The sequence below is a fragment of the Parvibaculum sp. genome (genome assembly GCF_002684405.1).
In the GTDB taxonomy this organism is placed as follows: domain Bacteria; phylum Pseudomonadota; class Alphaproteobacteria; order Parvibaculales; family Parvibaculaceae; genus Parvibaculum.
Genome location: NZ_NYVD01000156.1, coordinates 1 through 24,709 on the forward strand (window position 1 = coordinate 1; position 24,709 = coordinate 24,709).

Sequence of the window (24,709 nt, forward strand, 5' to 3'; positions counted from 1 at the left end):
GATAGACGAGCCGCGAAAAGGGCGCCCGGCCCGGCAGCGCGAAGTAATTGCCCTTGGCAAAATGCGCCTCCGGCACGAAGCCGGGATCGAGACCTTCAATCCGGCGAGCAAGCTCAGGCGCATGAAGCCCCGCCGCATTCACGACCTCGCGCGCGCGAAGCCTCATGGGTGCATCGCCGCCGACATGAACGTCACCCCCCGCCGTGCCCGCTTCGACACGCTCCACCTCGGCGTGAAACGCTATCGCGCCGCCAAGATCTTCAAACTCTCCCTGCAGGCTCAGCATGTAGGCGTGGGAATCCAGAATGCCCGTCACCGGCGAATGTAGTGCCGCCAAACAGGAAAGCTGCGGCTCGGCCTGCCGGGCGCTGCGTGCGTCGATTTCCTCGATCCCCTCCACGCCGTTCTCGCGCGCCCGGGCCGCGATCCCCGACAGGGCATCGGCCTGCGCCTCGTCGGTCGCGACGATAAACTTGCCGCATTGGCGATAGGGCAGCCTGTGCGCCTCCAGATAGGCATAGAGGAGGTGCCGCCCCTTCACGCAGGCGCGCGCTTTCAGGCTCCCGGTCGGATAGTAGATCCCCGCATGAATGACTTCGCTGTTGCGCGAGGAGGTCTCCGTGCCGATCGCGCCCGCGCGTTCGAGCACGACCACCTCACGGCCCGTCATGGCTAGTGCGCGGGCACAGGCGAGCCCCACCGCGCCTGCGCCGATCACCGCCGTATCGATCTCATAAATCTCGGTCACAAAACCCGTCCCCGGAATGCCGGAAGGATCAGGATTAGCCGATTTCCTCGCGCAGCACGAGATGGCGGGCACATCCCTTGAAATGTCGAGTTTTGTACCCGCCCTTGAAGAATAGCCCCTGATTACAAAGATGTAGGCAGACGTTGCGTCACCGGCGCAAACCCTCGAACGCGGAGCGGCTGAAGACCATGGACACTGCACTGAACGACACTCCTGCCCTCCAGAGCGGCAGCAAGCTGGACTTCAAGGTCAGGAACCGGCAGTTCGCCAGCGGCGAAGACCGCCACTGGTATGGCGGCGATCCGGTCATCACCGCGCATTACAATGCGCTCTCCAGCATGTTTCCGGATGGCGAACGCTTTTTCTGCGACAGCGTGCGCGCTCAGAAAGACAAGATCACCGACCCGAAGCTCCTGAAAGAGATATCAGCCTTTGTCGGGCAGGAAGCTGTCCATTCGCGCGAACACAAGCTCTACAACGAGCGCATCCAGGCGCAGGGCTACCCCATGGACAAGCTCGAGGGCCTTACCGAGTTCGGCCTCAAGATTGCGCGCCGCCGGCTGCCGCTCAAATGGCAACTCGGCCAGACCTGCGCGCTGGAGCATTTCACCGCGATGCTGGCCAACCAGCTGCTGCGCGACACGGATATGGCGGAAAAGGCCAAGCCGGAGGATTACGAACTCTGGATGTGGCACGCCGTGGAAGAAACCGAACACAAGGCCGTCGCCTTCGACACGCTGAAGGCGGTGAGTTCGCCGGTCGGCTTCTACATCAACCGCGTCCGCGCCATCCTCATGACCACCTTGTTCTTCAATATCGGGCTCGTCGTGAATATGTGGCTCCTGCTGCGCGCCGACGGGCTGCAATGGAGCCCGCGCGCCTGGGGCCGCTGGGTCTGGTACATGTTCGGCAAGCCCGGCCATATCCGCAAATCGCTCGGCGAGTATCTCGACTGGTTCCGCCCCGGCTTCCACCCCTGGGATCACGACAATCGCGAACTGGTGGAGCGCTGGAAAATCGCCCAGGGCGAGAAGCTCGACGCAGAAGGCGACGCTGCGGCGGCGGCCTAACTGACCGCGTCCCCACCCTCCAGGCGCCACCCACCGAACCAGCTCTTGCGCTTGAAATAGCGTTCCGCCTCGACCGGCCGCGTCGAGAAAAGGGGCGTCCTCATTTTCAGTGTGAACGAACATAGATAGCCATCCTCGAACGGATGGCATTCATGTTTGGCGACCCGAACATCCATCAAATCATCCACGGCCTGCGACGTGCTGCCCGCGGCCAGGGCGCGAGTGTGAAGGTCTTCCTTCACCGCCGACTGCAAATCCTTTTCCGACGGCTCTCCACATGCTGCCAGCGTCAGAAGCAATGGCAAAAGAAGAGCTGTTCGCTTGCGCATACCGACCTCGACCTCCCAAACACTAAACTGGTCACACGGCTCATTCGCCTCCGGCCATGTTGCCGTTCGGCCTGGCATCAGGGTGTGAAATTTTGTGATCATTCGCTCTCGGTTTTCCCGGATTTGGGCACAGAGAGTCGGATGACAACGAGCGGTCTAAATGAAAACTCCCCGCAAGACGGCCGCAGCTAAGAAGGCGAAGCTGCGAAGTCTTGCGGGGAGCGGTATGGGGCTCAACCGGGAGGACGACACCCCATATTCGGTTTAGACAGCGTCCAATCCTAGAAGGTGTAGGACGCCGAGAAACTCATGAAATCCTTGTCATTGCTGCTGTTTCGATAGGAATTGCCAAAGTTCATGGTGTAATCGAGCCCGACCTTGTAACTGGACTGGTAGTCCGCGGTCACGCCGAGCGTGGTCGATATTTTACCTTCGACGAAACCGGGGCCGATGGGTCCGGCCGAATAACCCGAGACGTCATGGCTCCAGACAAGCCTGGGCGACAGCGTCCAGGGTGTCCCGAACGCATTGTTGTACTGAAGGACGCCGATCAGCCTGTAACCCCAGGAGAACTGGCTCGCATACTGGATAGGTATGGAGCAGGCCCCGCTCGATTTGAGCTGACATTTGTCGCCAAAGGTCGCCGCGATGCCCGGGTTATAAGCCGTCTCGCCGGAGCGCGGGATGGCCAGGTGGTAGGAGCCGGCATCCGGCACCCACTGGAACCCCGCATTGCCGATCAGGATCAACAGATCAGAATCGAAGAACGAGGTCACCGGGTTGGAGGTCGTCAGTGTCGAGAGCGTATAGACCTGCCCGTGAAGTGCATCGGTCCGGCGATAGCCCTGAATGACATCACCCGGCGCGGCTGGCGGCCCCGTATAGTAAGGCTCGTCCCCCGGCGCCGGTGAGTAGCCGAAATTCACTGCATCGACCGCCTGAATCTCGTTGGGATCGACCTGGAAAGGCATGTTCGGATAGTAGGCAAGCTCACCGGACACCGCGGTCCCGTTCAGGAGGTTGACCGTGGTGTTGAAGCTCGTTCCGAACATCTTGATATCGGCCGGATACTGCGCCAGCAGTTTCTTATTGTCGCCCGCCGACAGCGCAAAAATGGCCTGACCATAGGTGATCGGATTGCCGTTATCATCTGTCGCCGGAGAGGCGGCCGTACATCCAGATCCTTTGAGCGTGCCCTGACCGGGCGGACAGAACGCCCGCGCCGCGATATAGGCAGGATTGGTCGAGGCAGGATAGGAGGCCGTCGTCGTCCCGATGGGCAGATTGGAATGGAAGTTGGTGAAGTACCCTGCCAGCTCGGTTCCCTGATTGAGCCAGTCCGCATAATAGCGCAGTGCAAAGCCGTACTGCCCCTGCTTGGGTGGTTCCTGAGAGGCGATACGCTCTATGGTCGTCGACGGCGCATAGGTGGTTCCGTTGGAGCGCGTATAAACCTCACCGCCCGCCAGCGCGTAGGCACACCCGTCCACGAGGCTGTCATCGGGCGAGAAAAAGCTGCCGCAGGCCGGGAGGCGAGAGCGCGTCCAGTCCGCGATATACATGGCCTCGAAAGTGAAACCCGCGGGCAATCCAAGGCTCGCATAGGCGCTGAGTTGCGGCCGGTAAAGCTCCTTGAGCTCCAGCCCCGGCTTGGTAAGCGCCGCCACATAGAACGGCAGATAGGAGGACACACCACCCGGCAGAAGAAGGCTCTCGCCCCAGTTCACGACCTGCCGCCCCAGACGAACGGTCAGGGGCTGATCGAGAACGTCGAAATTGCCATAGACAAAAGCGTCGAGCAGTTCAGCCCCGCGGGCCTGAAGAAGGGCGGCCTGATCGCCTCTTAAATCGTCCGACAACGGACGACGCTGATCCGTCGGCGCATTCACAGGCCCGAACCGGCCGCCGCCGGTCCCCAGATAGCGATCGCCATAATAGTCGTAATACGCCTTGCCGCGTACGAAGGCGCCGTAATTACGCCACCGCGCTTCGACCTCGGAAATGCCTTTGACAGGTGTCGAGATCGGCTCCCATTGCTTGACGTTGATATTACCGTCATCGGAGTTGACGCTGTAATCCGTCCCTGCCGCGCCCAGGCAGCCGCCATTGTAAATCGAGATATAGCGGCAGTCCTGCGCACCGGTACGAACGCTGGCCGCGGCGGAAAGCGTGGTGGAGAAATTGAAATCCACCTCGCCGATTTCCATCTGAGCCGCCTGCGCCGTCCCTGCAGCGAAGGCGCCCCCTCCCGACACCAGCAATAACGCAAGCGTCCGGCTGATCCTCCCCTTGATCATATTCGTTCCCTTGTTCCCCTGAATGTAAAAGTAAAACGGACCGCACGGCCCCTCCCTAAGGCAGTGCATCCGCGAGCGGTTGCGTGACAAGCGTCAGCGGCACAAGATTGTCGACAATGCCCGCCCCTGTGGCACCGGTGTTGACGAGCTCGCCCACCGTCTGCCCCGTCGGCAGCCGCGTCCCCGCCACATCGAAGACCGCGTCCGTCACCGGAATGAGAACCGGCGCCAACGGATCGACGATGATTGCGGTATCGGGCAGCGGGATCGGCAGGCCGAACGGTCCGCCGCCTTCATTGTCCGAAGCCCCGGCAAGCTGAAACAGAACGGGCGTCAGGATAGGCGACAGGCCGCTGAGGTTATTGTCCCGGCTCGAGGCGCCAAGGCTGGTGACAAGCGTTTCAAGACCATCGCCCACGGGCCCGAGCGGAGCCGCACCCGCCGGCACTGCGCCGCCCAACGGAGCGTCGCTGCCGCCCGACAGAAGAACGGGCACGAGCCCGCCTTCGGTTCCGATGAGCCCGCCAACGGCGTCATAGCCCAACAGATCCTCGCCCAGACCCCCGGCGCCGCTGACGCCAAGCGCGGGCGCTGATCCCACCGCTCCCGCCAGCTGATCGGCCGGCAAGGCACCTGCCAGGGGTGAGGCCGGTGCATCGGCCGCAACGCCCCCGAGAACGCCGCTCTCGCCGCCGCCAAGCAAATTCCCCAATGCTCCGCCATCGCCAAGCAATGGCGTTAAGACATCCCCGGCGGTCGAGGCAAGCACACCGCCATCGCCTGTTACGCCGAGCTGAATGCTGTCGGGCGCCGCGCTCCCCGCGGGCTGGCTCGACACACTCGGCGTACCGCTTGCCGTACACCCGCCGAGAAGAGCAGCGCTTATGATAAGACCTGCAAAATGCTTCATGGGTTCCTCCTCCCCTACTGACAAAATGGTAGGTCCAAAAAGGAGAGGCGATGCGTCGGCTTTTGTTCGGAATTGTGATGCGTCGGAATGTCGCAGTGCAGCATGGCCGGACCGCGTCCCCAAACAATGTCGCCGGAGCTGGACACCGGAAGGGACGGCGCGTTGATGGTCCAGCCTGTAGGCGTCAGGCCACCCAAAAGAATGGGGCTCTAACGACCTCCCACAAAGGCGGACAAAAAGGACTCTCGCGATCTTGCGACCGCGAGAGCCGTTATTGTAGCGGTGGCCGGCGAGGTCCGACCCGGAAGGAGCTCAACATGACCGATCGCAATTTGCGAACCGATACGCCCTTTTCGAAGGCCTCGCGGTAGAGGCGCCTTTCCCTGGCAGAAAATGCCGGCAAGAGATCGGGCTCCAGACCGAGATCCATTGCGATATCGCGCCGGAGGGATGCGATCACCGACTCGAAGTGATCCGGCTTCGGCCCCCCGACCCGAAATACCTCGAAGCGGTTGAGCAAAGGCTCCGAAATATGATCGAGCGAGTTCGCCAGCGCGATCCAGGAAACCTGGGCAAGACGCGCCTGACCAAGCAGGCATTCGTCGAAATAGCTCTGGGCGGTCCCCGGTTCCAGGAAGTTGAGGAGCGTCGCCTGCACGTGCCCGTTCCGGGCGCTGCCCCCTGCCTTCTCGATCTCGTCGACAACCAGCACGGGGTTCGCGGTCCGATGTCTCTCGATGGCAATCAGCGGAAAACTCGGCTGAGCCGTTGCGTATCCCCGCGCCGTACCGGCGAGCATTCGATTATCCGATGCCCCGGCAACCGACACGAGAGCCGAGCCAGCCCCGCTCAGATCGCCCAAACGCTGGGCAAATCGCGACTTCCCGCAGCCCGGGGGCCCGACGATCAGGATCGGCGACAGACGAAACCAGGGTTCACCCGCCATCGACCTTAATCGGAGCGTACCGCAAACCGCATCGATCAGCTCCTCGAACCATGGGAACTCGCTCTTGAGCGCCAGGTCCAGAAGCTCGATCGAGCTGGCAAATCCCGCCAGTGGAAGCGGCCGAAGCAATGCCTGGTAGCGCTCGGCGACCTTCTTGCCTTCATGGCCATGTCCCTCACCGACCGAATCCAGCACCTGCAGAAAGGGCCGACCATCCCGGACCATGATCCCCCGCTCGTCCCGCCAGGGCTGAACCGGCTCGTCGTCGGTCTCGTCTTTGCCCTCGGAATCGTCATTGAGCATTTCAAGCTCGCGCTGCAGATCGGCATGGCCGAACAGATAGTCCTGCACGCCGCTTTCCCATTGCTCCGCGAGACGCCGCAGCCGTTCCACCTCTTCTGCGGACACATCCTCATCTTCCATGCGCTCGCGCAACCGGGCACCAAGCTCAAGGCGCGCGATCGCACTGCGCAAGCGCGCGGCAACGAAGATCAGGGACATCACGATGTCGTCATGCGCCACACGCCCGTGATCGCTGAGGCGGCGCAAGGAGACCGCCAGCTTCAGCGCATAGATCGAATGCTCAACACGATATGCGGGATCCTGCAAACGTTCGAGCAGTCTGCTCTCGCGCGCAGACACAGGCAGGTCCCGGCGCCGGCGATCCTTGTAGATTTCGCGCACGAGACGATGAACAAACGGCCCGACGCGAACGCTCAGGCGATAGTCCTTCAGCTCGTAATGGCGCCATAATTCCAGAAAAGAGTGAGACATCTTCCCGTCTCCGCAAAACAAAAAAGCCCACCTGACGGCGGGCTCAGCGGCACACGGGCTCCGTCAGGTATCAAGTCACGCGATCGCTGCATATGTCTTGCGACACACACAGGTCTGCTCCGGTGCAATTGTTCGATACCATTCGGATTCCCTCTCAAAAACGAAGCAGCGATCTACGCCTCTGCCCCGCTGGTGTCAAGACCCTCTGTTTTAATGGGATCCGCGCTTTGGATATTCAACAAGGGGTAGTGTCAGAACACATTCACAGCTCTATTGCGCATCGCTCGTATCCCCACCCGTCAAGACAGCAACGCATCCAGAACGCCATCGACAAGAAGCCGCTCGCTCTCATCACTCTCAAGTGCTGCCGCTAGGAAGCGCTCATTCACTAAACCCAGCTAGATCGCACCGCGCAGCATTTCTGCATTTCTTCGGGGGCCTCATACAGTAAAACGAGAAAGTATCCCGCTTTACAATCGGCGTGGCAGATGGGACACCCCTCCCCAGATATTTTCTGTGAACGGAATGTGTTAATCCGCTTCTTCCTGGATTTCACTTTCGACGAAATCGAGTATCTCGGAAATCAACGCTTCCGCCTGCCGGTCGAGGGTAGGGTCATTCCGGGAAACACCTGCTGCGACCAACATATCGCGGGCAGCGACTCTATACGTCTCGAACTCGCTCATCCAACGAATCAAATCGTTGAAACGATCAGAATCGCAAAGGCGTTTTGATTCAAAATCGGGCCCTGGCCGAACTTCCGGACGAAGCTGCGATGCAAGCAAGTCTCCGTAGCGTCCCTGATCACCCAGAATGCGGTTTGCCTCGATCAATCTCTCATTCTGGCTTCTCGCCCATGCACATGCCGCCTCCTCACTGGTAAAAGGCTCATCCGGACACACGATTCCCGGAAACTTGCATACCGGCAGATACTGCGTTGCCCTGAAGTCCGCGACCTCTGCGTGGTCAGGGGCATACCATTTGCGTTCGAGAGAAATACCATGACGCCGCAATTGCAAGGCCAGCTTCCCGAGAATCCGCGCCTTGTTCTCTCTGGAAAATACTCTGGATGCGGCAAGGTCGCCGGACCCTGCGATCGGAACGCTCAGAATCGCGAACCGGAGATCGCGTGGCGAGAGAGCAACAGAAGCGCCGACTGGAATCACTCCATCCGCCTCATCGAAAATCCGGTAGATGGATCGTATGATATCCTTGATCTCATCATCCAAATTCTGAACCGGCCTCCCGCCACCGTCAGATTTCTCCATCCTGATTTCGCATCCGGTCGCAATGACTTTACGAGGAGTCAATTTGACCGCGTGAGCGGCCATAATGCGGTCAATGAGGTCCGTAATAGGCGCCAGCTCCTTGATCAATTCGGTTTTTCCTTCACGAACCAAATATCGCGCGCGTCTGGCGTCATCCTGCGCATGAAAGGTCCATACCGGGCACTCCGAAATCTGATGTGAAGTACGATAGGACGTCCACTGATCATATGCGGTCACCTGCATCGGATATTCTCCTTCAACCTTTAGATTAACGGCCCAATCCGGGAAGCCCGGCGTCATAATCATTTTCCGCCTCGTCATCGATACGGCGCGTTTTGGAGCGCCCTTTGGGCTCTGTCGCAAATGCGGCATCCCGCATTTCCTCTTCTGCCGGATCCCACGGAATATCTCGCGGATCCTGATCCTTCTCACGCTTGAGCTCCTCGATGATGTCGGAAAGCCTGCTGCGAAACGGATATGGGTGATCCTCTTCTTCCGGCTGCATCAACTCCAACAGGGCGCGCACAATCGATACGATTTGGTCGGGTCGCAGCTCGGTCTGGAACTCCTGATCGAAGCTGTAACAGACATAATTGAACGAATGTTGCTCCGTAGAGAGCTGTCCGCGCAGCTGACGCCGGACAAGGTGCCAGCGCTCGATGAGTGCCAACCGCTTCTCGAACTCGTCCCGCGTATATTCCCGCAAATCATTGGGTAACGCTGTCGGCCGCGCGTCCATACAAATCGGGTTTCGCTGGACCCGCTCCATTTTCTTCGCTCGCTGGGCGGCATATTCCAGCGCAAGCGCGACGGGCCGACGCGACCGGTTTTGTTCACGCACCCAGTGTTCAAGTTCGGAGCGGTCACCGAGCGGTGGCGTCGGCACCAGGCTCACAACCGGCATCGGAGCATTCATGGCTTTGTAGTAGGCCGTGGGGGGCGTCGCCCGCCGTCCACCCCCTTCCCGCGCCCGCTGAAACCCCATGCATGCAAGCACTTCGGCGATTTCGGTATGACATGCTTTCAGAAATTCGGGGGTCATAATTTCCGCCGCGCATAGGCGCCCGTCTTCCGTGATAGGCACGACAAGCGCATGGATGTGATAATTCTGTTCATCCGCATGCTCCTCGACCGCGACCAGCCGGTCCCCCCACTTGTTGCGGAGCCACTCCAGGACGAGTCCTGAAAACTCCCGGATCTTTTCTGGCCTCAGCCGGTCTTCAACCTTTTCAGCCAGGGGGTCACCGAATGCGCCCGGCGAGCCGGAGATGACGAATGCCAGAGCCACCACGGAAACCGATGTAAGTTTCAGCCCCTTCCTCAGGATCATCCTCAAAAGGGTCAGGAAGAGCTCATCCGGCGTACTCGAGTATCCCTCAGCGCTGACAATGAAGCCTTGCGATAGATCGCTCCACGGAGGCATCTCGTGGTGATCACGCGAGCCCTTCAACGCGTGGCTGTTCCGCAGCTCTGCTGCACCGTGCAGTTTATCCGCACTAAATACGGGTTTGAGTGTCATCGTTTTCTCCTATCGGGGGTTGCCTTCCGGGAGAATCCGGCCGCGGTTTGCAAGAAAGGAGAAAAAAATGTGAGCGATTTGTCGATCAGCCTCCAGAAAGAGACGCGTAGCGTAACCAGACAGCCTTTACGGAAGCACGATGCCGGCATGTCAGCGCGCTATTTGTTCGATTCGTTGAACAGGTCACCGTTCACAGTCCAGTTTCGGGACTGTGCCATACCGACAGACCGGTCCTCCTGGCCTATTCATTGACGATTGTCTTGAGGTTCCGGTGTCCCAACAGGCCGAGCCGCATCGGATCGCTCGATCAGGCCACCGGAGAAAATCGATCGGGACCATCTCTGGAGATACCCCCGAATCTGCTTGAACGCTGCTTGGAGCCTTCGATCAGTCGTCGCAGAATTCCTCGCCCAGCCCTTGCTTTAGGAGCTCCTTCGAGCAGGCTGCGAAAAGATTGCGTGGATTCCGGTCAGCGCCTGGCCTGATCGGTACAACCAAACCTCGCATGTCAACGCGTCCAATGCTCGTTTTGGATGCAAGGAACAAACGCCTTCTGTCCCAAACCACACTGGAATAACGAAGGCAGCGATTGAGGACGTTCTCAGCGTCGAAGCACTGCAGCCGATCCCCATCGCGACTTCCCAGACTGAGGAGATGGCCTTCCCGGGCATCTTCGAGGTAAACGCCGAATGAAATGCGATGAACTTCGGGATGATGTCCACGCATTCGACAGGGTTGATCTTTCACCAGCCGCCGGATCTTGGACTGCACATCCGCAAGCCCCTGGCGGTTCTTGCGCTTGTTGATATGGACTACGAACCCATCCTCCGCAGCCTGCACAATCACTTCCTCAATGGCGGGAAGCGGGTCAGTCTCCACACCAATATCGGGAAGTTTGGCCACCTCGAGATATGTCGTCGCCATGACTGGGCACCCTCTAAGAAGTTTAAGAGGCCCGAATCATCACGAAAAACTTTGCAAGAAAGGATTTTCTTGTTAACTCAATGAGTTAGGCAGTGATTGATCGCACTGCCAAACGGATGCTCTCGCTGGTTGAGCAGTCCCATTGGTTGGGAAGCTTAATAGCTACTCCGCCGCGGGCTTCTTCACATCCCGTCCGTAGACGTCGTCGAAACGGACAATGTCGTCCTCGCCCAGATAGGAACCTGACTGCACCTCGATGATGCTCAAGGGTTCCGTGCCGGGATTTTCGAGACGATGCCGGGTCTCGATCGGGATGTAGGTGGACTCGTTTTCTTCGAGGAGGAAGATGTCATCCCCGACGGTCACACGCGCCTGCCCCTTCACCACGACCCAGTGCTCGGCCCGCTTGTGATGAAGCTGCAGCGAAAGCGACGCGCCCGGATGCACCATCAGATGTTTCACCTGATGCCGGTCGCCCTCGTCGAGCCCTTCATAAAAGCCCCAGGGACGGTAAACGCGGGTGTGGCTCTGATGCTCGCTGCGCCCGTCCAGCGCGAGCTTCTCGACGATCTTCTTCACATCCTGCACACGGTCGCGGGACGCAACCAGCGTCACGTCTCCCGTCTCGACCACGACGAGGTTTTCCACACCCAGCGTCGCCACAAGGCCGGATTCCGCCCGCACGAAGGTATCGCGTGTATCATGCGTGATGACGTCGCCTGAAAGCACGTTGCCCGCCTGGTCCTTGTCGCCGACCTCCCAAAGCGCCGACCAGGAACCGATATCGCTCCAGCCCATATCGACCGGCAACACGGCGGCATCCTTCGTGTGCTCCATCACGGCATAGTCGATGGAGTCCGACGGCGACGCACAGAAGGACGCTGCTTCGAGACGCAGGAAATCCAGATCCCTGGCGCCTTTTTCGACGGCGCTTTCCGCGCAGCGGGCGATCTCCGGGCATTGCGCCTGCATTTCCTCTAGAATGCGGTCCGCCCGGAACATGAAGATGCCCGAGTTCCAGGAATAATTCCCGTCGGCTAGGTAGCTCTCCGCCGTTGCACGGTCGGGCTTCTCCACAAACCGCTCCACCTCGAAAGCGCCGTCGGCGAGCGCGTCGCCCTTGCGGATATAGCCATAGCCGGTTTCCGGCCCCGACGGCACGATACCGAAGGTGACCAGCTTGCCCTGGCCGGCAAGCGTGGCGCCGATCCCGACCGCCCGCTGAAACGCTTCCACATCGGCAATGTGATGATCCGCCGGCAGGACCAGCAATATGCCTTCAGGGTCGTGGTCCCGCACAAAGGCCGCCGCGGCGGCCGCGGCGGGCGCCGTATTGCGCCCCTCCGGCTCCAGAATATGGGCAAGCGGCGTCAACCCGGCATCATGCATCTGCTGGGCAATGATGAAGCGGTGCTCGTCATTTGAAATGATGATGGGGGCGGCAAAGCCTTCCCGCCCACTCACGCGGATCGCCGTCTCGGTCAGCATGGCACGCTCCGAGACGAGCGGCAGCAGCTGCTTCGGGTAGAGGGCACGGGATGTGGGCCAGAGCCGCGATCCAACCCCGCCCGACAGAATTACCGGATAAATCATCTTCGTCCCCGTTCAGCGCCACTGTGTCGTCGATTGAGCCGCATCCTAGCGCGCCAACCCGATGTTTTCAGTAGCAATTTCATCCAAAGGTTAAGAGCTGTCTCTCCGGGGCAACGCGCCGTCGTTCAGCGGCGCCATGTCCCGCCACGTCATCAAATCATCAAGACCGCGTTATGCCCGCGTCACAAGCGGGTGGAATAAGAAAATCAATGAAAACGCTCTTTTGATTGATTTTCTGAATGGTGGCCCGGTGCTTTCAACTGTCGATATCTCGGTCCGTTACGGCCCTGCCCGCCCTGCTGTGGACGGTGTCTCGCTGTCCTTCACCGAAGGAAGCTTCTCCGTTCTCCTCGGGCCCTCCGGCGCCGGCAAGTCCTCTCTTCTGAGAGCGCTCAACGGTCTTGTCAAACCCAGCGACGGCCAGGTGCTTGTCGGCGACAAACCGCTTGTCTTCTCCGGCGCGGCGCTTCGCGCACATCGCCGCCGGACGGCCATGATCTTTCAGCAGCACCAGTTCGTGGGCCGCATCTCCGCGCTGGCCAACACGCTGACCGGACGGCTGGGATATTACAGCAGCTGGCGCTCGCTCCTTCCGCTGCCCGCCGACGAAAAACGTTTTGCGATGGACTGCCTCGAACGCGTCGGTCTCGGCGAGTTCGTTCTGAAGCGCGCCGATCAACTGAGCGGCGGACAGCAGCAACGTGTCGGCATTGCCCGCGCCCTTGCCCAACGGCCTGAATTCCTGATCGCCGACGAACCGGTGGCAAGCCTCGACCCGGCCACCGCCCATCGCGTGCTGACCTTGCTGCGCACCGTGTGCAAGCAGGACGGCATCACCGCGCTTGTGAGCCTTCACCAGGTCGACCTCGCCCGCACATTCGCCGACCGCGTCATCGGCATGCGCGACGGCGGGATTGTCTTCGATGGCACACCGCAACAGCTCGACGCAGGCGCGCTCGACCAGATCTACGACCGGCAGGGGGCTCCCGGCGATCCGGACCCCGAAAGCGCGGTCGAAGATGACTCCAGCTGGAACCCGATCCCACTCACGCCCTAACCAACAGGTAGCATGATGAAGAAGATTGCCACTTTCTGCGCATCGCTCGTTCTTGGCGCAAGCGCTCTCTTCGGCAGCGTATCCCACGCCGCCGAAGCCAATCCGGACACGCTCCGCGTCGCCCTTCTCCCCGACGAAGACGCGGCAACCATCATCAAGAAGAACCAGCCCCTGAAGGACTATCTTGAGGAAAAGCTAGGCAAGAAAGTCGAACTCGTCGTGACGACCGACTATTCCTCGATGATCGAGGCAATGCGCTTCGGACGCCTCGAACTCGGCTATTTCGGCCCGCTCTCCTATACGCTTGCCAAATCCAAGAGCGACATCGAGCCCTTCGCAGCCCGCCTCAAGGGCGGCTCCGCGACCTATCATTCCGTCCTTATCGGCAACACCGAAGCAGGCGTCACCTCCATCGACCAGGTCGAGGGCAAGGATGTCGCCTGGGGCGACACCGCCTCGACCTCGAGCCACCTCATTCCGAAATCGATCCTGCGGGCTAACGGCCTTACCGAGAAAAAGAACTACCGGGAACATTTCCTCGGCGCGCATGACGCCGTCGCCGTCGCCGTGCAGAACGGCAAGGCCCAGGCCGGCGGACTCAGCCAGCCGATCTTCCAGAGCCTCGTCAAGCGCGGGCTCATCGATGAAACCAGGGTGACGGTCCTGCAGGTCTCCAAGCCTTTCCCGCAATATCCCTGGACGATGCGCAGCGACCTCGCACCGGAACTCAAGGAAAGGATCCGCGCCACCTTCCTCGAAATGAAGGACGAGAACGTGTTGAAGGCCTTCAAGGCCGACGGATTCGCACCGGTGAGCGACGCCGACTATGACGTCGTCCGCGATCTTCAGGCGAAGCTCGGTCTCTGATCGGGTTGACGGTCCGGCGGGCCGCAACGGTCCGCCGGACCCTTTTCAACGAGAGTGACGCATCATGACATCGGCCACCGGCTCCCTCCTCGACTATGAGGCCATCCTGCGCGAAGAGACGCGCCAGGGACGTCGAAATCTTATCGTTCTCGGCATCATCGCTCTTTTCGTCGTGCTCAGCGCGCAGACCACCGGCATGTTGAACCTGACCCGGCTGATCGAAGCGCCCGAGGCCATCGGCATTCTGTTCATGGATATGATGCCGCCGAAATTCGCGAACTGGCGGGACTGGGTGAAGCCGTTCGTCGACACGATGGCAATGAGCATCGCTGGCACCGCCCTTGCCGTGATCTTCTCTCTGCCGCTGGGATTTCTCGCCGCCCGCAACACCACGCCCCATATCGCGGTCTATCGGCTGAGCCGTCTTCTACTGAACGTGCTGCGCTCCATTCCCGAACTCATCATGGGCATCGTCTTCGTGGCCGCCGTGGGCTTCGGCCCGCTTCCCGGCGTCCTCGCCCTCGGTTTTCACTCGATCGGAATGGTGGCGAAGTTTTTCGCCGAAGCGATCGAACATGTCGATCACCGTCCGATCGAGGCCGCACAGGCCGCCGGCGCTTCACCGTTCCAGGTTATCCAGCACGCGATCCTGCCACAGGTCTTTCCGCAGATCGCAGATGTGACGCTCTATCGCTGGGAATACAATTTCCGCGCCTCCACCGTGATGGGCATGGTCGGCGCCGGCGGTATCGGCCTTGAGCTGATGTCCTCTCTGCGCCTGATGCAGTACCGGGAAGTCGCCGCGATGCTGCTCTCCATTCTCCTCCTCGTCACGATCGTCGACGGCGTCGGTGCGCGGCTGCGCAAACGACTCCACTAATATCGCGAACTCCCCGTCGACCAAACGCACCCGGAAAAACATGACTGAGAACAAACCGAAAATCGTCATCACCAACTGGATTCACGACGACATTCTGGCCGAGATCGAGGAGTTCGCCGTCTGCATCGCCAATCGGGACCGCACCACGCCCTGGTCCCGCGAAGACATCCTCGAACGTGGCGCCGACGCGGACGGCCTGCTCGCCTTCATGACCGACATGGTCGACGAAGCGCTGCTGCGGGAAATGCCGAACCTCAAAACGGTCTCCTGCGCTGTGCGGGGGTACGACAATTTCGACATTGACGCCTGCGTCCGGCGCGACGTCACCGTCGCGCATGTGCCGGATCTCCTGCAGGGGCCGACGGCGGATCTGACGCTCGGTGCGATCATCGCGCTCACACGTCATATGCTGCCGGCAGACCGCTATGTGCGTTCCGGCAACTTTGAAGGTTGGCGACCACATTTCTACGGGCTGGGCCTTGCCGGCACGCCGGTCGGCATCGTCGGCATGGGGGGCCTCGGCCGGGCCATAGCAAAGCGATTGTTCGCCTGCGAGGCGAATGTCATTTTCCATGACCGGCAGGTCGATCGGGTCCGGATCGATCCCTGGGGTACCTTTGAGGGCATCTCCCTCGACGAATTGCTGAGCGAAAGCCGCATCGTCATCCTCGCCCTTCCGCTCGTTCAGGAAACGCATCACCTGATCGACCGGGATGCCATCGCAAAGATGCAGCCGGGAACCTATCTGATCAATCCGGCACGCGGATCGGTCGCAGACGAACTCGCCATCGGCGAGGCGCTGAAATCCGGCCGGCTCGCCGGGTACGCCGCCGATGTATTTGCGATGGAAGACTGGCGTCTTCCCAACCGCCCGCGCTCCATTCCGAGAGACCTGCTCGATGCGACCGACCGGACAGTCTTTACACCGCATCTCGGCTCCGCCGTCGATGAGGTCCGGCGCGACATCACGAAAGCGGCCGCCTACCACCTCGCCCAGTTTTTCCGCGGCGAGACACCCGATGGCGCTATAGGCCAGGCAGCGACGTCGGCAGAGGCGGTCTAGGCGATGAACCTCAAGCATCTGGAAGCATTTCTGGCCGTAATCGACACCGGCAGCGTCGGCGGTGCGGCGGCAAGGCTCGGCCGCCCGCAACCGACCTTGTCTCATCAGTTGCGCGCGCTGGAAGACGAATTGGGCACGCCGCTGATCGAACGGGGCGGATCGGGCGGCCCGACGCTTGAAGGGCACACCCTTGTCCCGATTGCCCGTCGCATGCTGGCGCTGGCCTCTGACGCGCGCAAGGCGCTCTCCGGTCTGAGCTGCCGAATAGCCGCCGCGAGCAATATCGGCACCTATATTCTTCAACCGCTGGCGCAGGACTATCGTGAGACCTGTGGCAAGGCCCCGCTGGACATCTGGATCGGCCGCAATCCACAAGCAATCGAGCGCGTCGAAGACGGCCGATCCGACATTGCCCTGACCGAATGGTGGGACGACCGGCCCGGCTATATGGCGACACCCTGGTACCGGGATCCGCTGGTGGCAATCGTCGCCCCCTCCCACCCCCTCGCAAAAAACGGTCGCATCACGCCCCGCCAACTGCTCGGCGAACGCATGATTGGCGGCGAAAGCGGCACCGGAACCGGGCGCATCCTGCGCGCTGCGCTGAAGTCGCTGGGCAATGATCTTGAAGTCGATGAAACGCTCGGCAGCACGGCGGCGGTCAAGGAAGCGGTGAAGGCAGGGGCGGGAATATCTATGGTCGGCACCAGCGTTGTACGCGACGAACTTTCGTCGGGCCGCCTGGTCGCCCTGGCCCTGTCGGGGCGCACACTTGAGAAGACCTATTACGCGGTCCGGCGTCTCTCCGATATGGCGCCCGATCGGACCGAAGGCTTCGTCGACTTCCTCACACATCGGGTATAATCATCTTCTGTTTTGCGGTCTGGATGACGAAGTTTGCGCCGGGACCGGCTCTTGCCCGTCCTCGCTATAAGTGCCAAAACTTTTGGCCCGGTCTGTCAGGATCGGGTAACATTCGGCCGTTCACACCTCGAGTGCTGCAGGTTTAAACACGCAATGAACACGCCTTCTCCGCGCAAAGTCCGCAAAGTGGTTCTGCCCGTCGCCGGGCTCGGCACCCGCTTTCTTCCCGCGACCAAGGTCATTCCCAAGGAAATGCTGGCCGTGGTCGACAAGCCGGTCATTCAGTATGCGGTGGAAGAGGCCATCGAAGCGGGCATCGAACATTTCGTCTTCGTAACGGGACGCGGCAAAGGCGCCATCGAAGACCATTTCGACATGGCCTACGAACTTGAAGCGACGCTGAAGGCACGGGGCAAGACGGCGGCATTCGAGATGCTGGAAGGCAGCCGGCCCGTCGCGGGCGGCGCAAGCTTCGTCCGGCAGCAGGAACCGCTGGGTCTGGGCCACGCTGTCTGGTGCGCGCGCGAACTGGTGGGCGACGAGCCCTTCGCGGTGACGCTTCCCGACATGCTGATCCACGGACGCCCCGGCGCACTGGCTCAGATGATCGAAACCTATAACGCCCGTGGCGGAAACATCGTCGCGACGGAAGAGGTTCCGGAAAGTCACGTGGACCGCTACGGCATTCTGGCACTCGGCGAGAGCTACGACGAAAACACGCACCGCATCACCGGCATGGTCGAGAAGCCGAAACTGGAAGACGCGCCCTCTAACCTCATCATTTCGGGCCGCTACATCCTGCAACCGGAAATCTTCGATAAGCTGGAGAAACAAGAACCCGGCGCCGGCGGCGAAATCCAGCTCACCGACAGCATGATCGCCCTCCTGAAAGAACAGGACTTCTTCGCCTATCGCTTCAAGGGCACGACCTATGATTGCGGCGACAAGGTCGGCTATCTCGCCGCCAACCTCGCTTATGCACTGGATCGCGACGACATTGCGCCGGCATTCCGGCCCATACTGGAAATTTTCGCCAAGCGCTGACACGGGAACCGACACCCGTGTGTTGAGGCATGCGGGGGCTCGAACATCCCCTCGCAACACTGATGCCCCCCTTGGACAGATCAGTTCGTTCGGGAAAGATGAGAAGCGATCGGAGAAACCAGAGCGGTTATCCTGCCTGCGACTATCCCCGCACCAGCTACGGACATATGGTCGTCATCGAAATAGAACGACGTACCATTCCGGGCAGCAAAACACTCTTCGTGATTACAAAATTGTTTCGAGGGATCAATGACCGTCACACTGCGTGGGATATCATCCAAATGACCATACATATAATGGGCTCTGGCATCCCACCAAGATCGCGGCACACCACCCACCGACTGATGACTTTGAAGGGGGGTATTGTAGATCATCCACTGGATATCTTTAGGCAACTCTGGAGCCTGAAGAACGAGAACGACCCGTTTGCCTGCCTTCTGAAGAACCTTCATCTCAGCAATGTATGATCCCCAAACATCTTTGCGATGCTTCTCAGTATTTTTGTCAGGAATACTAGGATAAACACCAGTCTGACTCCCAAACAATGCGGCGTTGATACGGTAGGAGATTACGACTGTTTTGATTTCCTTGTGCTGAACGAGGTAGTCGATCGCGTGACTCGTCCATTCCGCACAAGGATCTTCGCGAATGCTCTGTCCATATGTCGGTCGACAACCGGAAAACGTGAGCTGTTTTACGCCAATATCATATTCCTTGAGCTTTCGCGCCACAGCATATGCGAGCTCGACGCCGTGACTATCGCCGAACACCGCCCATGTCACGTTCTTCGAAAAAAAAGAGCATGCTTTTACTGGCGGAATATTATGCCGTGGCGAAGCATGGCAAGTATCACGCTTAGGACTACTGAGCGCCGAGGTCAAAAGTTCGTTTTGTATAGGTTGCGTCTTCAAGTCGTAAAACTGGCCTGTAAAACCACCCCACGCTCCCACGCTAACCAATAGGACGGACGTGGCCGCCGAAAGCGCAAATATCTTGCTCCTGGTAGCGGCCAAACGAAACGACCTCGTCCGGAATGGCTGCTCAACATATTTCCACGACAAGACCGCCAGCAAGAGAGACATAACAGCCAACGACAACATCAATACCGGCGAGGGCGCATCGATGCTTTCGATACGCGCGAAGGCGAACATCGGTTGGTGCCAAAGATATGCGCTGTAACTGATCATCCCGATCCCAACGAATGGCTTTAGACCAAGCAACCTGCCGACATAAGTCCTCTCGTCGGCAAACAGAATGACCAGAACGGTGCCGACAACAGGCAGCAACGCGTAGAAAGATGGAAAAGGCGTTTTGCTGTCAAACCAGAAAATGGCAATGAGGATCAGCAACAGGCCGAACCCTCCAGCCCAATCATTTCCTCTGTTCACACTTGTCGAGAAATGAAACGCGCATAGCGACCCCGCAAAGAGCTCCCAGACTCGGCCCGGCGGCAGATAGAAATTCGCTTTCGGATGGGCAGTCGACGCCCAGTCCGCAATAAGAAGGCTGACAAGGGAAATGCCTATTATGGCATAGAAGGTCGGTCTCTTACCGAAGCGCCACATTAGAAGGACGAATAAAGGGAAGAACAGGTAGTATTGCTCTTCCACCGCCAGACTCCAGGTATGCAAGAGCGGCTTTTCATCGACATTGGGGGCGAAGTACCCGCTCTCACGCCAGAACAGGAAATTGGAGGCAAACAGGCAAACTGATATAACGCTCTTTGAAAAGTCCTCGAACTGCTGCGGAATCATCCACGCCATCGCGAAGGGAATGCAGCAGATAATGACCGTGAAGAGCGCTGGAAGGATTCTGCGAGTGCGCCGCTCGTAGAATTTCAATATCGAAAAACGCCCCTCTTCACATTCTCTGATGATGATAGAGGTAATGAGATATCCGCTGATGACGAAAAACACGTCAACGCCGACATAGCCGCCGCTGAAAAATGAAAACCCTGCATGAAAGAAAATGACAGGCAATACTGCGACTGCGCGCAACCCATCAATTTCGCGACGATACTCCATTCGCCCCCCAATATCCCATCCAGGATATCGCTCCTAAACACCGTTTCTTCGGGCACCAAAACGCCTACATAGTGTCCCGCGGGCGTCTAAAAGGAAAGCCTACTCACCGCATCTCATCGCCCCAATTGACGGCTGGAATTCAGCAAGAATTCTTCCCACTTCAATGCATGAGCAATGATGAGATCGAGATCATCATTTTGCGGAACCCAGCCGAGCCGCGCTTTGATCAGCGCCGGGTTGGCAACAACTTCGACGGCATCCCCCGCCCGCTTGGGCGTTTCTCTCACATTTAGCTTGTGTCCTGAAGCGCGCTCGACGGAAGCAAGCACTTCCCGAACGGAAAAGCCATGCCCGTAGCCGCAATTGGCGATCAGGCTCTCGCCGCCGCCTCGCAGATAATCAAGCGCCCGGCGATGCGCCATGACCAGATCGCTGACATGGATGTAGTCGCGGATACAAGTGCCGTCCGGCGTCGGATAGTCGGTCCCGAAGATGTCGATATGATCACGTTTACCGAGCGCGGTCTCGCACGCAACCTTGATGAGATGCGTCGCATTGGCTGTCGATTGCCCCGTGCGCCCTTCCGGGTCCGCGCCCGCCACATTGAAATAGCGTAGCGCGGCGAAACTCATCGGATGTGCCGCCGCCGCGTCCGCCAGCATCCATTCGGTCATCAGCTTCGAGCGTCCATAGGGAGATTCCGGTGCCAGCGGAACTTCCTCAGAGACAGGCACGCTGGCCGGAGTTCCATAGACGGCTGCTGTAGACGAAAAAATGAAATGCTTCACGCCATGCGCAACGCAGGCCGCGATCAGGTCGCGCGATTTGGCTGTGTTGTTCAGATAATATTTGAGCGGGTTTTCCACCGATTCCGGCACGACGACCGACCCGGCAAAATGCACCACCGCCTCGATTTCATGCTCAGAGAAAAGGCGGGCCAGCAGGTCGGTATCCGCGATATCCCCGGTCACCAGCGTCGCCCGGGGCTGCACCGCCCAGTCGAAACCAGTGGAGAGATTGTCGAGTACAACCACCTCTTCGCCTGCCTGCAGAAAATCGATCACGGCATGGCTACCGATATAACCGGCGCCGCCCGTCACAAGGATCGTCACCCCTGTCCCTCCATCATCGTACTCAACATCATGACCCGTATTAGTGGAGAAGGTTGTCAGTGCATTCCTTCTCAGAACGCATTGCGGGACAGGAACCCATAAAATGGCGTTAACATAAGGATCTTGATGTCGAACCAGAGCGACCAGTTCTCGATATAGTGAAGGTCGTGTTCAACACGCTTGCGCATTTTCTCCGGCGTATCCGTTTCGCCACGATAACCGTTGATCTGCGCCCAACCTGTAATGCCCGGCTTCATCTTGTGGCGACGCGCATAGCTCTCGAGCAGGCTGCCATAATACTCGTTATGTGCGATGGCATGGGGCCGCGGACCGACCAGCGACATCTCACCCTTCAGCACATTCATCAATTGCGGCAACTCGTCCAGGCTTGTCTTGCGAAGGAACCGGCCGATACGGGTCACACGCCGGTCGTCTCTCGTGGCCTGAGCGACCTTCGCGCCATCCTCCATCACCGTCATCGTCCGAAATTTGTAAACGGTGATAATTCGGTGGTTGAAACCGTGGCGCTTCTGGCGAAAGACCACCGGCCCCCGGCTATCGAGCTTGATCGCCAGGGCAATGAACAGCATGAGCGGACTGAAGACGAGAAGACAGGCAGCGCTCAGAACACGGTCCTCGACCGCCTTAACGATTGGGCCCCAATCCGCCATCGGGCGGCGCTCCATCTCGATGACAGGCACGCCGCCGTAACTCAAAAGTCCCTTAGGATGGATATCGAAGACATCAGCACTCTGGCAGAAACGCAGATCCACCGGCAGAATCGAAAGCTGCTTCACCACCGAGGTGATATGCCTGCCCGTCGTCGTCGGCATAACGATCAGCACCTCGTCGAGCGGCATGGTCTGGGCAAGAGATATGAGATCGCTGAGCGAACCGGACGCGCCAATCTGCTGGGAAACAGCACCGGCACTCTCGTCGAAAACACCGACAACGGCGACGGCATCATCCGTTTCTTCCAGTCTGGGGATCATCTGCATGGCGATCTTGGCATCGCCGAACAGGGCGACCCTCCGGACGAAACGCCCCTGCGAGATCCAGAGCCTCAGAAGACGGGCCGCAAGATAGTGCATGCCCACGACACCCGCTGTCGCCATCGCCATCCAGAGCAGGAACCAGCCTCGGGAATAAGTCTCCGAAATCTTCAGCAGATAGCCGACGGCAACTACGACAAGCGCAGCCAGGGAAAGAGCTACGAGGATCCGGCGGACCTGCCCCTTAAACCAGCGCAGATTGTCGAACTCGTAGACGGATTGGCGGCGCAGAAAAATCTGAGCCAGCAAAGCCGCGAACACGCCGATAATGGCATAAGGCTCCATCTCGGCAGGCGTCCCCAGAATAGTCCCGATGTAGATCCACTTCGCACTGATGGCCGTCGCTATGATGACGAGCACATCTGCCACAGCGGTCAGATCGCCGAACACTTTTTTTGAGATAATAAAATTCTGGGCCGCTTCGGCCTTGCCGAACGACTTCCACGGGATGAAGCCGGGCCCGCTCTCTCCCGACGCTCGATCCGCGCTGCTCATCCAATTCCCCCTAGGGCAGCTTCATGACAAGGCTGCAGTCCTATCAGCAATATTGGTGCCCGGACTGGCCGACGATCCGCAGTCAGGCTGTGCCAGTATGGCGCAATCTGTCCTCTTCAGGCCTTGATAGAAATCATGTTCGAACACTGATCATCGGCATTCAAGACCATTATCTATCCTGCCCGGGCAGCAATATATCGTCGAATTTTGAAACCAAGATTTTCGCTACTAAATCCTGCCCAGATGCAGTGGGTCAACGCCGGATTGATCCAGATATAGAGACGATTTGGTATTCTCCCGAAACCGGAAGCTGTGCGGACCATCCGGGACGGAAACGAACAGCCGCGCGAAAAACATTCGTTTCACTATTCTGAGGTACCTCAGAGCTTGAAATAGCTGCGATACCAGCCGGCAAACTCTGTCAGCCCCTCGCGCAGCGTAACCTTGGGCGTGAAACCGAGATCCGACTGGATGGCGTCGATATCGGCATAGGTCTGCTTCACGTCTCCGGGTTGCATCGGCTCATAATGGCGATCCGCCTTGACGCCCAGAACATCCTCCAGAATGTCGATGAACTTGTCGAGATTCTCCGGCTCGTTATGTCCGATATTGTAAACGCGGTGCGGCGCGCCGGAACCACCCGGCGGATGGTCGAGCGCGGCGACCGTGCCCGCGACAATGTCGTCGACATAGGTGAAGTCGCGCCACATATCGCCATCGTTGAAGACACGGATCGGCTTGCCCGCCAGCATGGCCTCGGTGAAGAGCCAATAAGCCATGTCCGGCCGGCCCCACGGCCCGTAGACGGTGAAGAAGCGCAGGCCCGTCTGGGGGATGCCGTAAAGATGGGCATATGCGTGGCTCATCAGCTCATCGGCCTTCTTCGTGGCCGCATAAAGCGACACCGGATGATCGACCGAATCTGTTTCACTGAAAGGCACTTTCTGATTGCCGCCATAGACGGAACTGGACGAGGCATAGACGAGATGATCGATCGTGCCCAGATGACGGCACAGTTCCAGAATTTCGAGATGACCGTCCAGATTGGACCGGACATAGGCTCGGGGATTCTCGAGCGAGTAACGCACCCCTGCCTGTGCGGCGAGATGAGCCACCTTGTCGATCCGTCGCCCCTGCACCGCTTCCGCCAGGCTCTCCGTGCTGGAAATATCGCCTTTGAGGAACGAAAACCCGTTCCGGGGCCGCAGCCGCTCCAGCCGGGCCTCCTTCAGCCTGGGATCGTAATAGTCATTGAGATCATCGATGCCGATGACCTCGTCCCCGCGATCGAGAAGGTAGTGGCAAAGATAGCTGCCGATAAAGCCAGCGGCGCCAGTCACCAGTATCGTCATATGGCCCTCTCAAATATTGCCGGGGACGTTAACCTGCCCGTAGATGATGCAAAAACGCAACCGGATGCAAGTCGGTTCGTTCAGCACTTCATTTGAAAGTCCACAGACGGTATGAACAGATAATCTCTTTCGAGTAGCAGCATCGAGGCAGAAACATGCGTGTAGCGATGATTGGATCCGGTTATGTCGGTCTTGTGTCAGGGGCCTGTTTTGCCGATTTCGGCCATACCGTGATTTGCGTGGACAAGAACGCCGAGAAGATCGACGCCCTCAACAAAGGCGAGATTCCGATCTACGAGCCCGGACTGGACGTTCTGGTTAACGGCAACCGCTTCGCGGGCCGCCTCTCCTTCACCACCGACTTTACGGAAGCCGTGAAGGACGCCGATGCCGTCTTTATCGCCGTCGGCACCCCGACGCGGCGCGGCGACGGCCATGCGGACCTTTCCTATGTCTATGCCGCTGCTGAGGAAATCGCGCATGCCATGACCGGTTACACGGTCATCGTCACCAAATCTACC

General features: G+C 59.2%; 22 protein-coding genes. 9 read left to right on the forward strand and 13 right to left on the reverse strand.

Annotated features, from left to right (window positions below; translation table 11 throughout):
- The coding region (locus CMI59_RS14540; RefSeq protein ID WP_293328955.1) for an FAD-dependent oxidoreductase at positions 1 to 748 on the reverse strand (748 nt) is incomplete at its 3' end.
- Positions 749 to 936: 188 nt separating this feature from the next.
- Between CMI59_RS14540 and CMI59_RS14545 the strand changes: the two genes are divergently transcribed.
- The gene (locus CMI59_RS14545) at positions 937 to 1,818 is read left to right on the forward strand and encodes a metal-dependent hydrolase (protein ID WP_293328956.1); all 882 of its coding nucleotides are present in this window, start codon (positions 937 to 939) and stop codon (positions 1,816 to 1,818) included.
- Here the strand turns inward: CMI59_RS14545 and CMI59_RS14550 are convergent.
- From CMI59_RS14550 to CMI59_RS14585, 8 genes are all read right to left on the reverse strand, one after another.
- Entirely contained in the window at positions 1,815 to 2,249 is a 435-nt protein-coding gene (locus CMI59_RS14550; protein ID WP_293328957.1) for a hypothetical protein, read from the reverse strand. The two genes, CMI59_RS14545 and CMI59_RS14550, sit on opposite strands and share 4 nt — an antisense overlap.
- 179 nt (positions 2,250 to 2,428) lie before the next feature.
- Entirely contained in the window at positions 2,429 to 4,444 is a 2,016-nt protein-coding gene (locus tag CMI59_RS14555) for a DUF1302 domain-containing protein (RefSeq protein WP_293328958.1), read from the reverse strand.
- 55 nt (positions 4,445 to 4,499) lie between these two features.
- The gene (locus CMI59_RS14560; RefSeq protein ID WP_293328959.1) at positions 4,500 to 5,354 is read right to left on the reverse strand and encodes a hypothetical protein; all 855 of its coding nucleotides are present in this window, start codon (positions 5,352 to 5,354) and stop codon (positions 4,500 to 4,502) included.
- A gap of 271 nt (positions 5,355 to 5,625) precedes the next feature.
- A complete protein-coding gene (locus tag CMI59_RS14565; RefSeq protein WP_293328960.1) occupies positions 5,626 to 7,074 on the reverse strand; it encodes an AAA family ATPase in 1,449 nt (482 codons plus the stop codon).
- 530 nt (positions 7,075 to 7,604) lie between these two features.
- A complete protein-coding gene (locus CMI59_RS14570; protein WP_293328961.1) occupies positions 7,605 to 8,648 on the reverse strand; it encodes a hypothetical protein in 1,044 nt (347 codons plus the stop codon).
- Positions 8,611 to 9,861 (reverse strand): plasmid recombination protein, encoded by a 1,251-nt coding sequence (locus CMI59_RS14575; RefSeq protein ID WP_293328962.1) that lies wholly within the window; start codon positions 9,859 to 9,861, stop codon positions 8,611 to 8,613. The genes CMI59_RS14570 and CMI59_RS14575 overlap by 38 nt, the downstream gene beginning before the upstream one ends.
- Before the next feature lie 387 nt (positions 9,862 to 10,248).
- On the reverse strand, positions 10,249 to 10,785 hold the full coding sequence (locus CMI59_RS14580; protein WP_293328963.1) for a hypothetical protein: 537 nt from the start codon (positions 10,783 to 10,785) through the stop codon (positions 10,249 to 10,251).
- 162 nt (positions 10,786 to 10,947) lie between these two features.
- A complete protein-coding gene (locus CMI59_RS14585) occupies positions 10,948 to 12,378 on the reverse strand; it encodes a mannose-1-phosphate guanylyltransferase/mannose-6-phosphate isomerase (RefSeq protein ID WP_293328964.1) in 1,431 nt (476 codons plus the stop codon).
- Positions 12,379 to 12,646: 268 nt separating this feature from the next.
- Here CMI59_RS14585 and phnC point away from each other — a divergent pair, with 268 nt between their 5' ends.
- The 6 genes from phnC (at position 12,647) to galU (ending at position 18,153) form a co-directional block, all read left to right on the forward strand.
- A complete protein-coding gene (gene phnC, locus CMI59_RS14590) occupies positions 12,647 to 13,435 on the forward strand; it encodes a phosphonate ABC transporter ATP-binding protein (RefSeq protein WP_293328975.1) in 789 nt (262 codons plus the stop codon).
- 15 nt (positions 13,436 to 13,450) lie between these two features.
- The gene (gene phnD, locus CMI59_RS14595; RefSeq protein ID WP_293328976.1) at positions 13,451 to 14,302 is read left to right on the forward strand and encodes a phosphate/phosphite/phosphonate ABC transporter substrate-binding protein; all 852 of its coding nucleotides are present in this window, start codon (positions 13,451 to 13,453) and stop codon (positions 14,300 to 14,302) included.
- Between the two features lie 64 nt (positions 14,303 to 14,366).
- Entirely contained in the window at positions 14,367 to 15,182 is an 816-nt protein-coding gene (gene phnE, locus CMI59_RS14600) for a phosphonate ABC transporter, permease protein PhnE (protein ID WP_293328965.1), read from the forward strand.
- A gap of 40 nt (positions 15,183 to 15,222) precedes the next feature.
- Positions 15,223 to 16,245, forward strand: a complete 1,023-nt coding sequence (locus CMI59_RS14605; RefSeq protein WP_293328966.1) for an NAD(P)-dependent oxidoreductase — start codon at positions 15,223 to 15,225, stop codon at positions 16,243 to 16,245.
- 3 nt (positions 16,246 to 16,248) lie between these two features.
- Complete coding sequence (locus tag CMI59_RS14610) at positions 16,249 to 17,109, forward strand: LysR family transcriptional regulator (protein ID WP_293328967.1); 861 nt, start codon at positions 16,249 to 16,251, stop codon at positions 17,107 to 17,109.
- Between the two features lie 153 nt (positions 17,110 to 17,262).
- Positions 17,263 to 18,153 (forward strand): UTP--glucose-1-phosphate uridylyltransferase GalU, encoded by an 891-nt coding sequence (gene galU, locus CMI59_RS14615; RefSeq protein WP_293328968.1) that lies wholly within the window; start codon positions 17,263 to 17,265, stop codon positions 18,151 to 18,153.
- Positions 18,154 to 18,233: 80 nt separating this feature from the next.
- Here the strand turns inward: galU and CMI59_RS14620 are convergent, their stop codons facing one another.
- The 3 genes from CMI59_RS14620 to CMI59_RS14630 all read right to left on the reverse strand — a co-directional run bounded on the left by CMI59_RS14620 (position 18,234) and on the right by CMI59_RS14630 (position 22,836).
- Positions 18,234 to 20,177: an acyltransferase family protein gene (locus tag CMI59_RS14620; protein WP_293328969.1), complete on the reverse strand. Its 1,944-nt coding sequence runs from the start codon at positions 20,175 to 20,177 to the stop codon at positions 18,234 to 18,236.
- Between the two features lie 113 nt (positions 20,178 to 20,290).
- Positions 20,291 to 21,289 (reverse strand): UDP-glucose 4-epimerase GalE, encoded by a 999-nt coding sequence (gene galE, locus CMI59_RS14625; RefSeq protein ID WP_293328970.1) that lies wholly within the window; start codon positions 21,287 to 21,289, stop codon positions 20,291 to 20,293.
- Positions 21,290 to 21,360: 71 nt separating this feature from the next.
- The gene (locus tag CMI59_RS14630) at positions 21,361 to 22,836 is read right to left on the reverse strand and encodes an undecaprenyl-phosphate glucose phosphotransferase (RefSeq protein ID WP_293328971.1); all 1,476 of its coding nucleotides are present in this window, start codon (positions 22,834 to 22,836) and stop codon (positions 21,361 to 21,363) included.
- A gap of 23 nt (positions 22,837 to 22,859) precedes the next feature.
- Between CMI59_RS14630 and CMI59_RS14635 the strand changes: the two genes are divergently transcribed.
- The gene (locus CMI59_RS14635; RefSeq protein WP_293328972.1) at positions 22,860 to 23,210 is read left to right on the forward strand and encodes a hypothetical protein; all 351 of its coding nucleotides are present in this window, start codon (positions 22,860 to 22,862) and stop codon (positions 23,208 to 23,210) included.
- Positions 23,211 to 23,216: 6 nt separating this feature from the next.
- Here CMI59_RS14635 and CMI59_RS14640 read toward each other — a convergent pair whose 3' ends face one another.
- Positions 23,217 to 24,188: an NAD-dependent epimerase/dehydratase family protein gene (locus CMI59_RS14640; RefSeq protein ID WP_293328973.1), complete on the reverse strand. Its 972-nt coding sequence runs from the start codon at positions 24,186 to 24,188 to the stop codon at positions 23,217 to 23,219.
- Between the two features lie 155 nt (positions 24,189 to 24,343).
- Between CMI59_RS14640 and CMI59_RS14645 the strand changes: the two genes are divergently transcribed.
- Positions 24,344 to 24,709: 3-hydroxyacyl-CoA dehydrogenase NAD-binding domain-containing protein (locus tag CMI59_RS14645; RefSeq protein ID WP_293328974.1), on the forward strand; the 366-nt coding region annotated here is incomplete at its 3' end.

What these genes read in the sequence shown, in the direction of transcription:
- CMI59_RS14580 (WP_293328963.1), bottom strand. Translation starts at nt 10,785, where the DNA reads ATGGCGACGACATATCTCGAGGTGGCCAAACTTCCCGATATTGGTGTG.
- phnE (WP_293328965.1), top strand. Translation starts at nt 14,367, where the DNA reads ATGACATCGGCCACCGGCTCCCTCCTCGACTATGAGGCCATCCTGCGC.
- phnD (WP_293328976.1), top strand. Translation starts at nt 13,451, where the DNA reads ATGAAGAAGATTGCCACTTTCTGCGCATCGCTCGTTCTTGGCGCAAGC.
- CMI59_RS14640 (WP_293328973.1), bottom strand. Translation starts at nt 24,188, where the DNA reads ATGACGATACTGGTGACTGGCGCCGCTGGCTTTATCGGCAGCTATCTT.
- CMI59_RS14570 (WP_293328961.1), bottom strand. Translation starts at nt 8,648, where the DNA reads ATGATTATGACGCCGGGCTTCCCGGATTGGGCCGTTAATCTAAAGGTT.
- CMI59_RS14575 (WP_293328962.1), bottom strand. Translation starts at nt 9,861, where the DNA reads ATGACACTCAAACCCGTATTTAGTGCGGATAAACTGCACGGTGCAGCA.
- CMI59_RS14585 (WP_293328964.1), bottom strand. Translation starts at nt 12,378, where the DNA reads ATGATTTATCCGGTAATTCTGTCGGGCGGGGTTGGATCGCGGCTCTGG.
- CMI59_RS14555 (WP_293328958.1), bottom strand. Translation starts at nt 4,444, where the DNA reads ATGATCAAGGGGAGGATCAGCCGGACGCTTGCGTTATTGCTGGTGTCG.
- CMI59_RS14565 (WP_293328960.1), bottom strand. Translation starts at nt 7,074, where the DNA reads ATGTCTCACTCTTTTCTGGAATTATGGCGCCATTACGAGCTGAAGGAC.
- CMI59_RS14550 (WP_293328957.1), bottom strand. Translation starts at nt 2,249, where the DNA reads ATGATCACAAAATTTCACACCCTGATGCCAGGCCGAACGGCAACATGG.
- CMI59_RS14610 (WP_293328967.1), top strand. Translation starts at nt 16,249, where the DNA reads ATGAACCTCAAGCATCTGGAAGCATTTCTGGCCGTAATCGACACCGGC.
- CMI59_RS14630 (WP_293328971.1), bottom strand. Translation starts at nt 22,836, where the DNA reads ATGAGCAGCGCGGATCGAGCGTCGGGAGAGAGCGGGCCCGGCTTCATC.
- CMI59_RS14620 (WP_293328969.1), bottom strand. Translation starts at nt 20,177, where the DNA reads ATGGAGTATCGTCGCGAAATTGATGGGTTGCGCGCAGTCGCAGTATTG.
- CMI59_RS14560 (WP_293328959.1), bottom strand. Translation starts at nt 5,354, where the DNA reads ATGAAGCATTTTGCAGGTCTTATCATAAGCGCTGCTCTTCTCGGCGGG.
- galU (WP_293328968.1), top strand. Translation starts at nt 17,263, where the DNA reads ATGAACACGCCTTCTCCGCGCAAAGTCCGCAAAGTGGTTCTGCCCGTC.
- CMI59_RS14545 (WP_293328956.1), top strand. Translation starts at nt 937, where the DNA reads ATGGACACTGCACTGAACGACACTCCTGCCCTCCAGAGCGGCAGCAAG.
- CMI59_RS14605 (WP_293328966.1), top strand. Translation starts at nt 15,223, where the DNA reads ATGACTGAGAACAAACCGAAAATCGTCATCACCAACTGGATTCACGAC.
- CMI59_RS14635 (WP_293328972.1), top strand. Translation starts at nt 22,860, where the DNA reads ATGACAAGGCTGCAGTCCTATCAGCAATATTGGTGCCCGGACTGGCCG.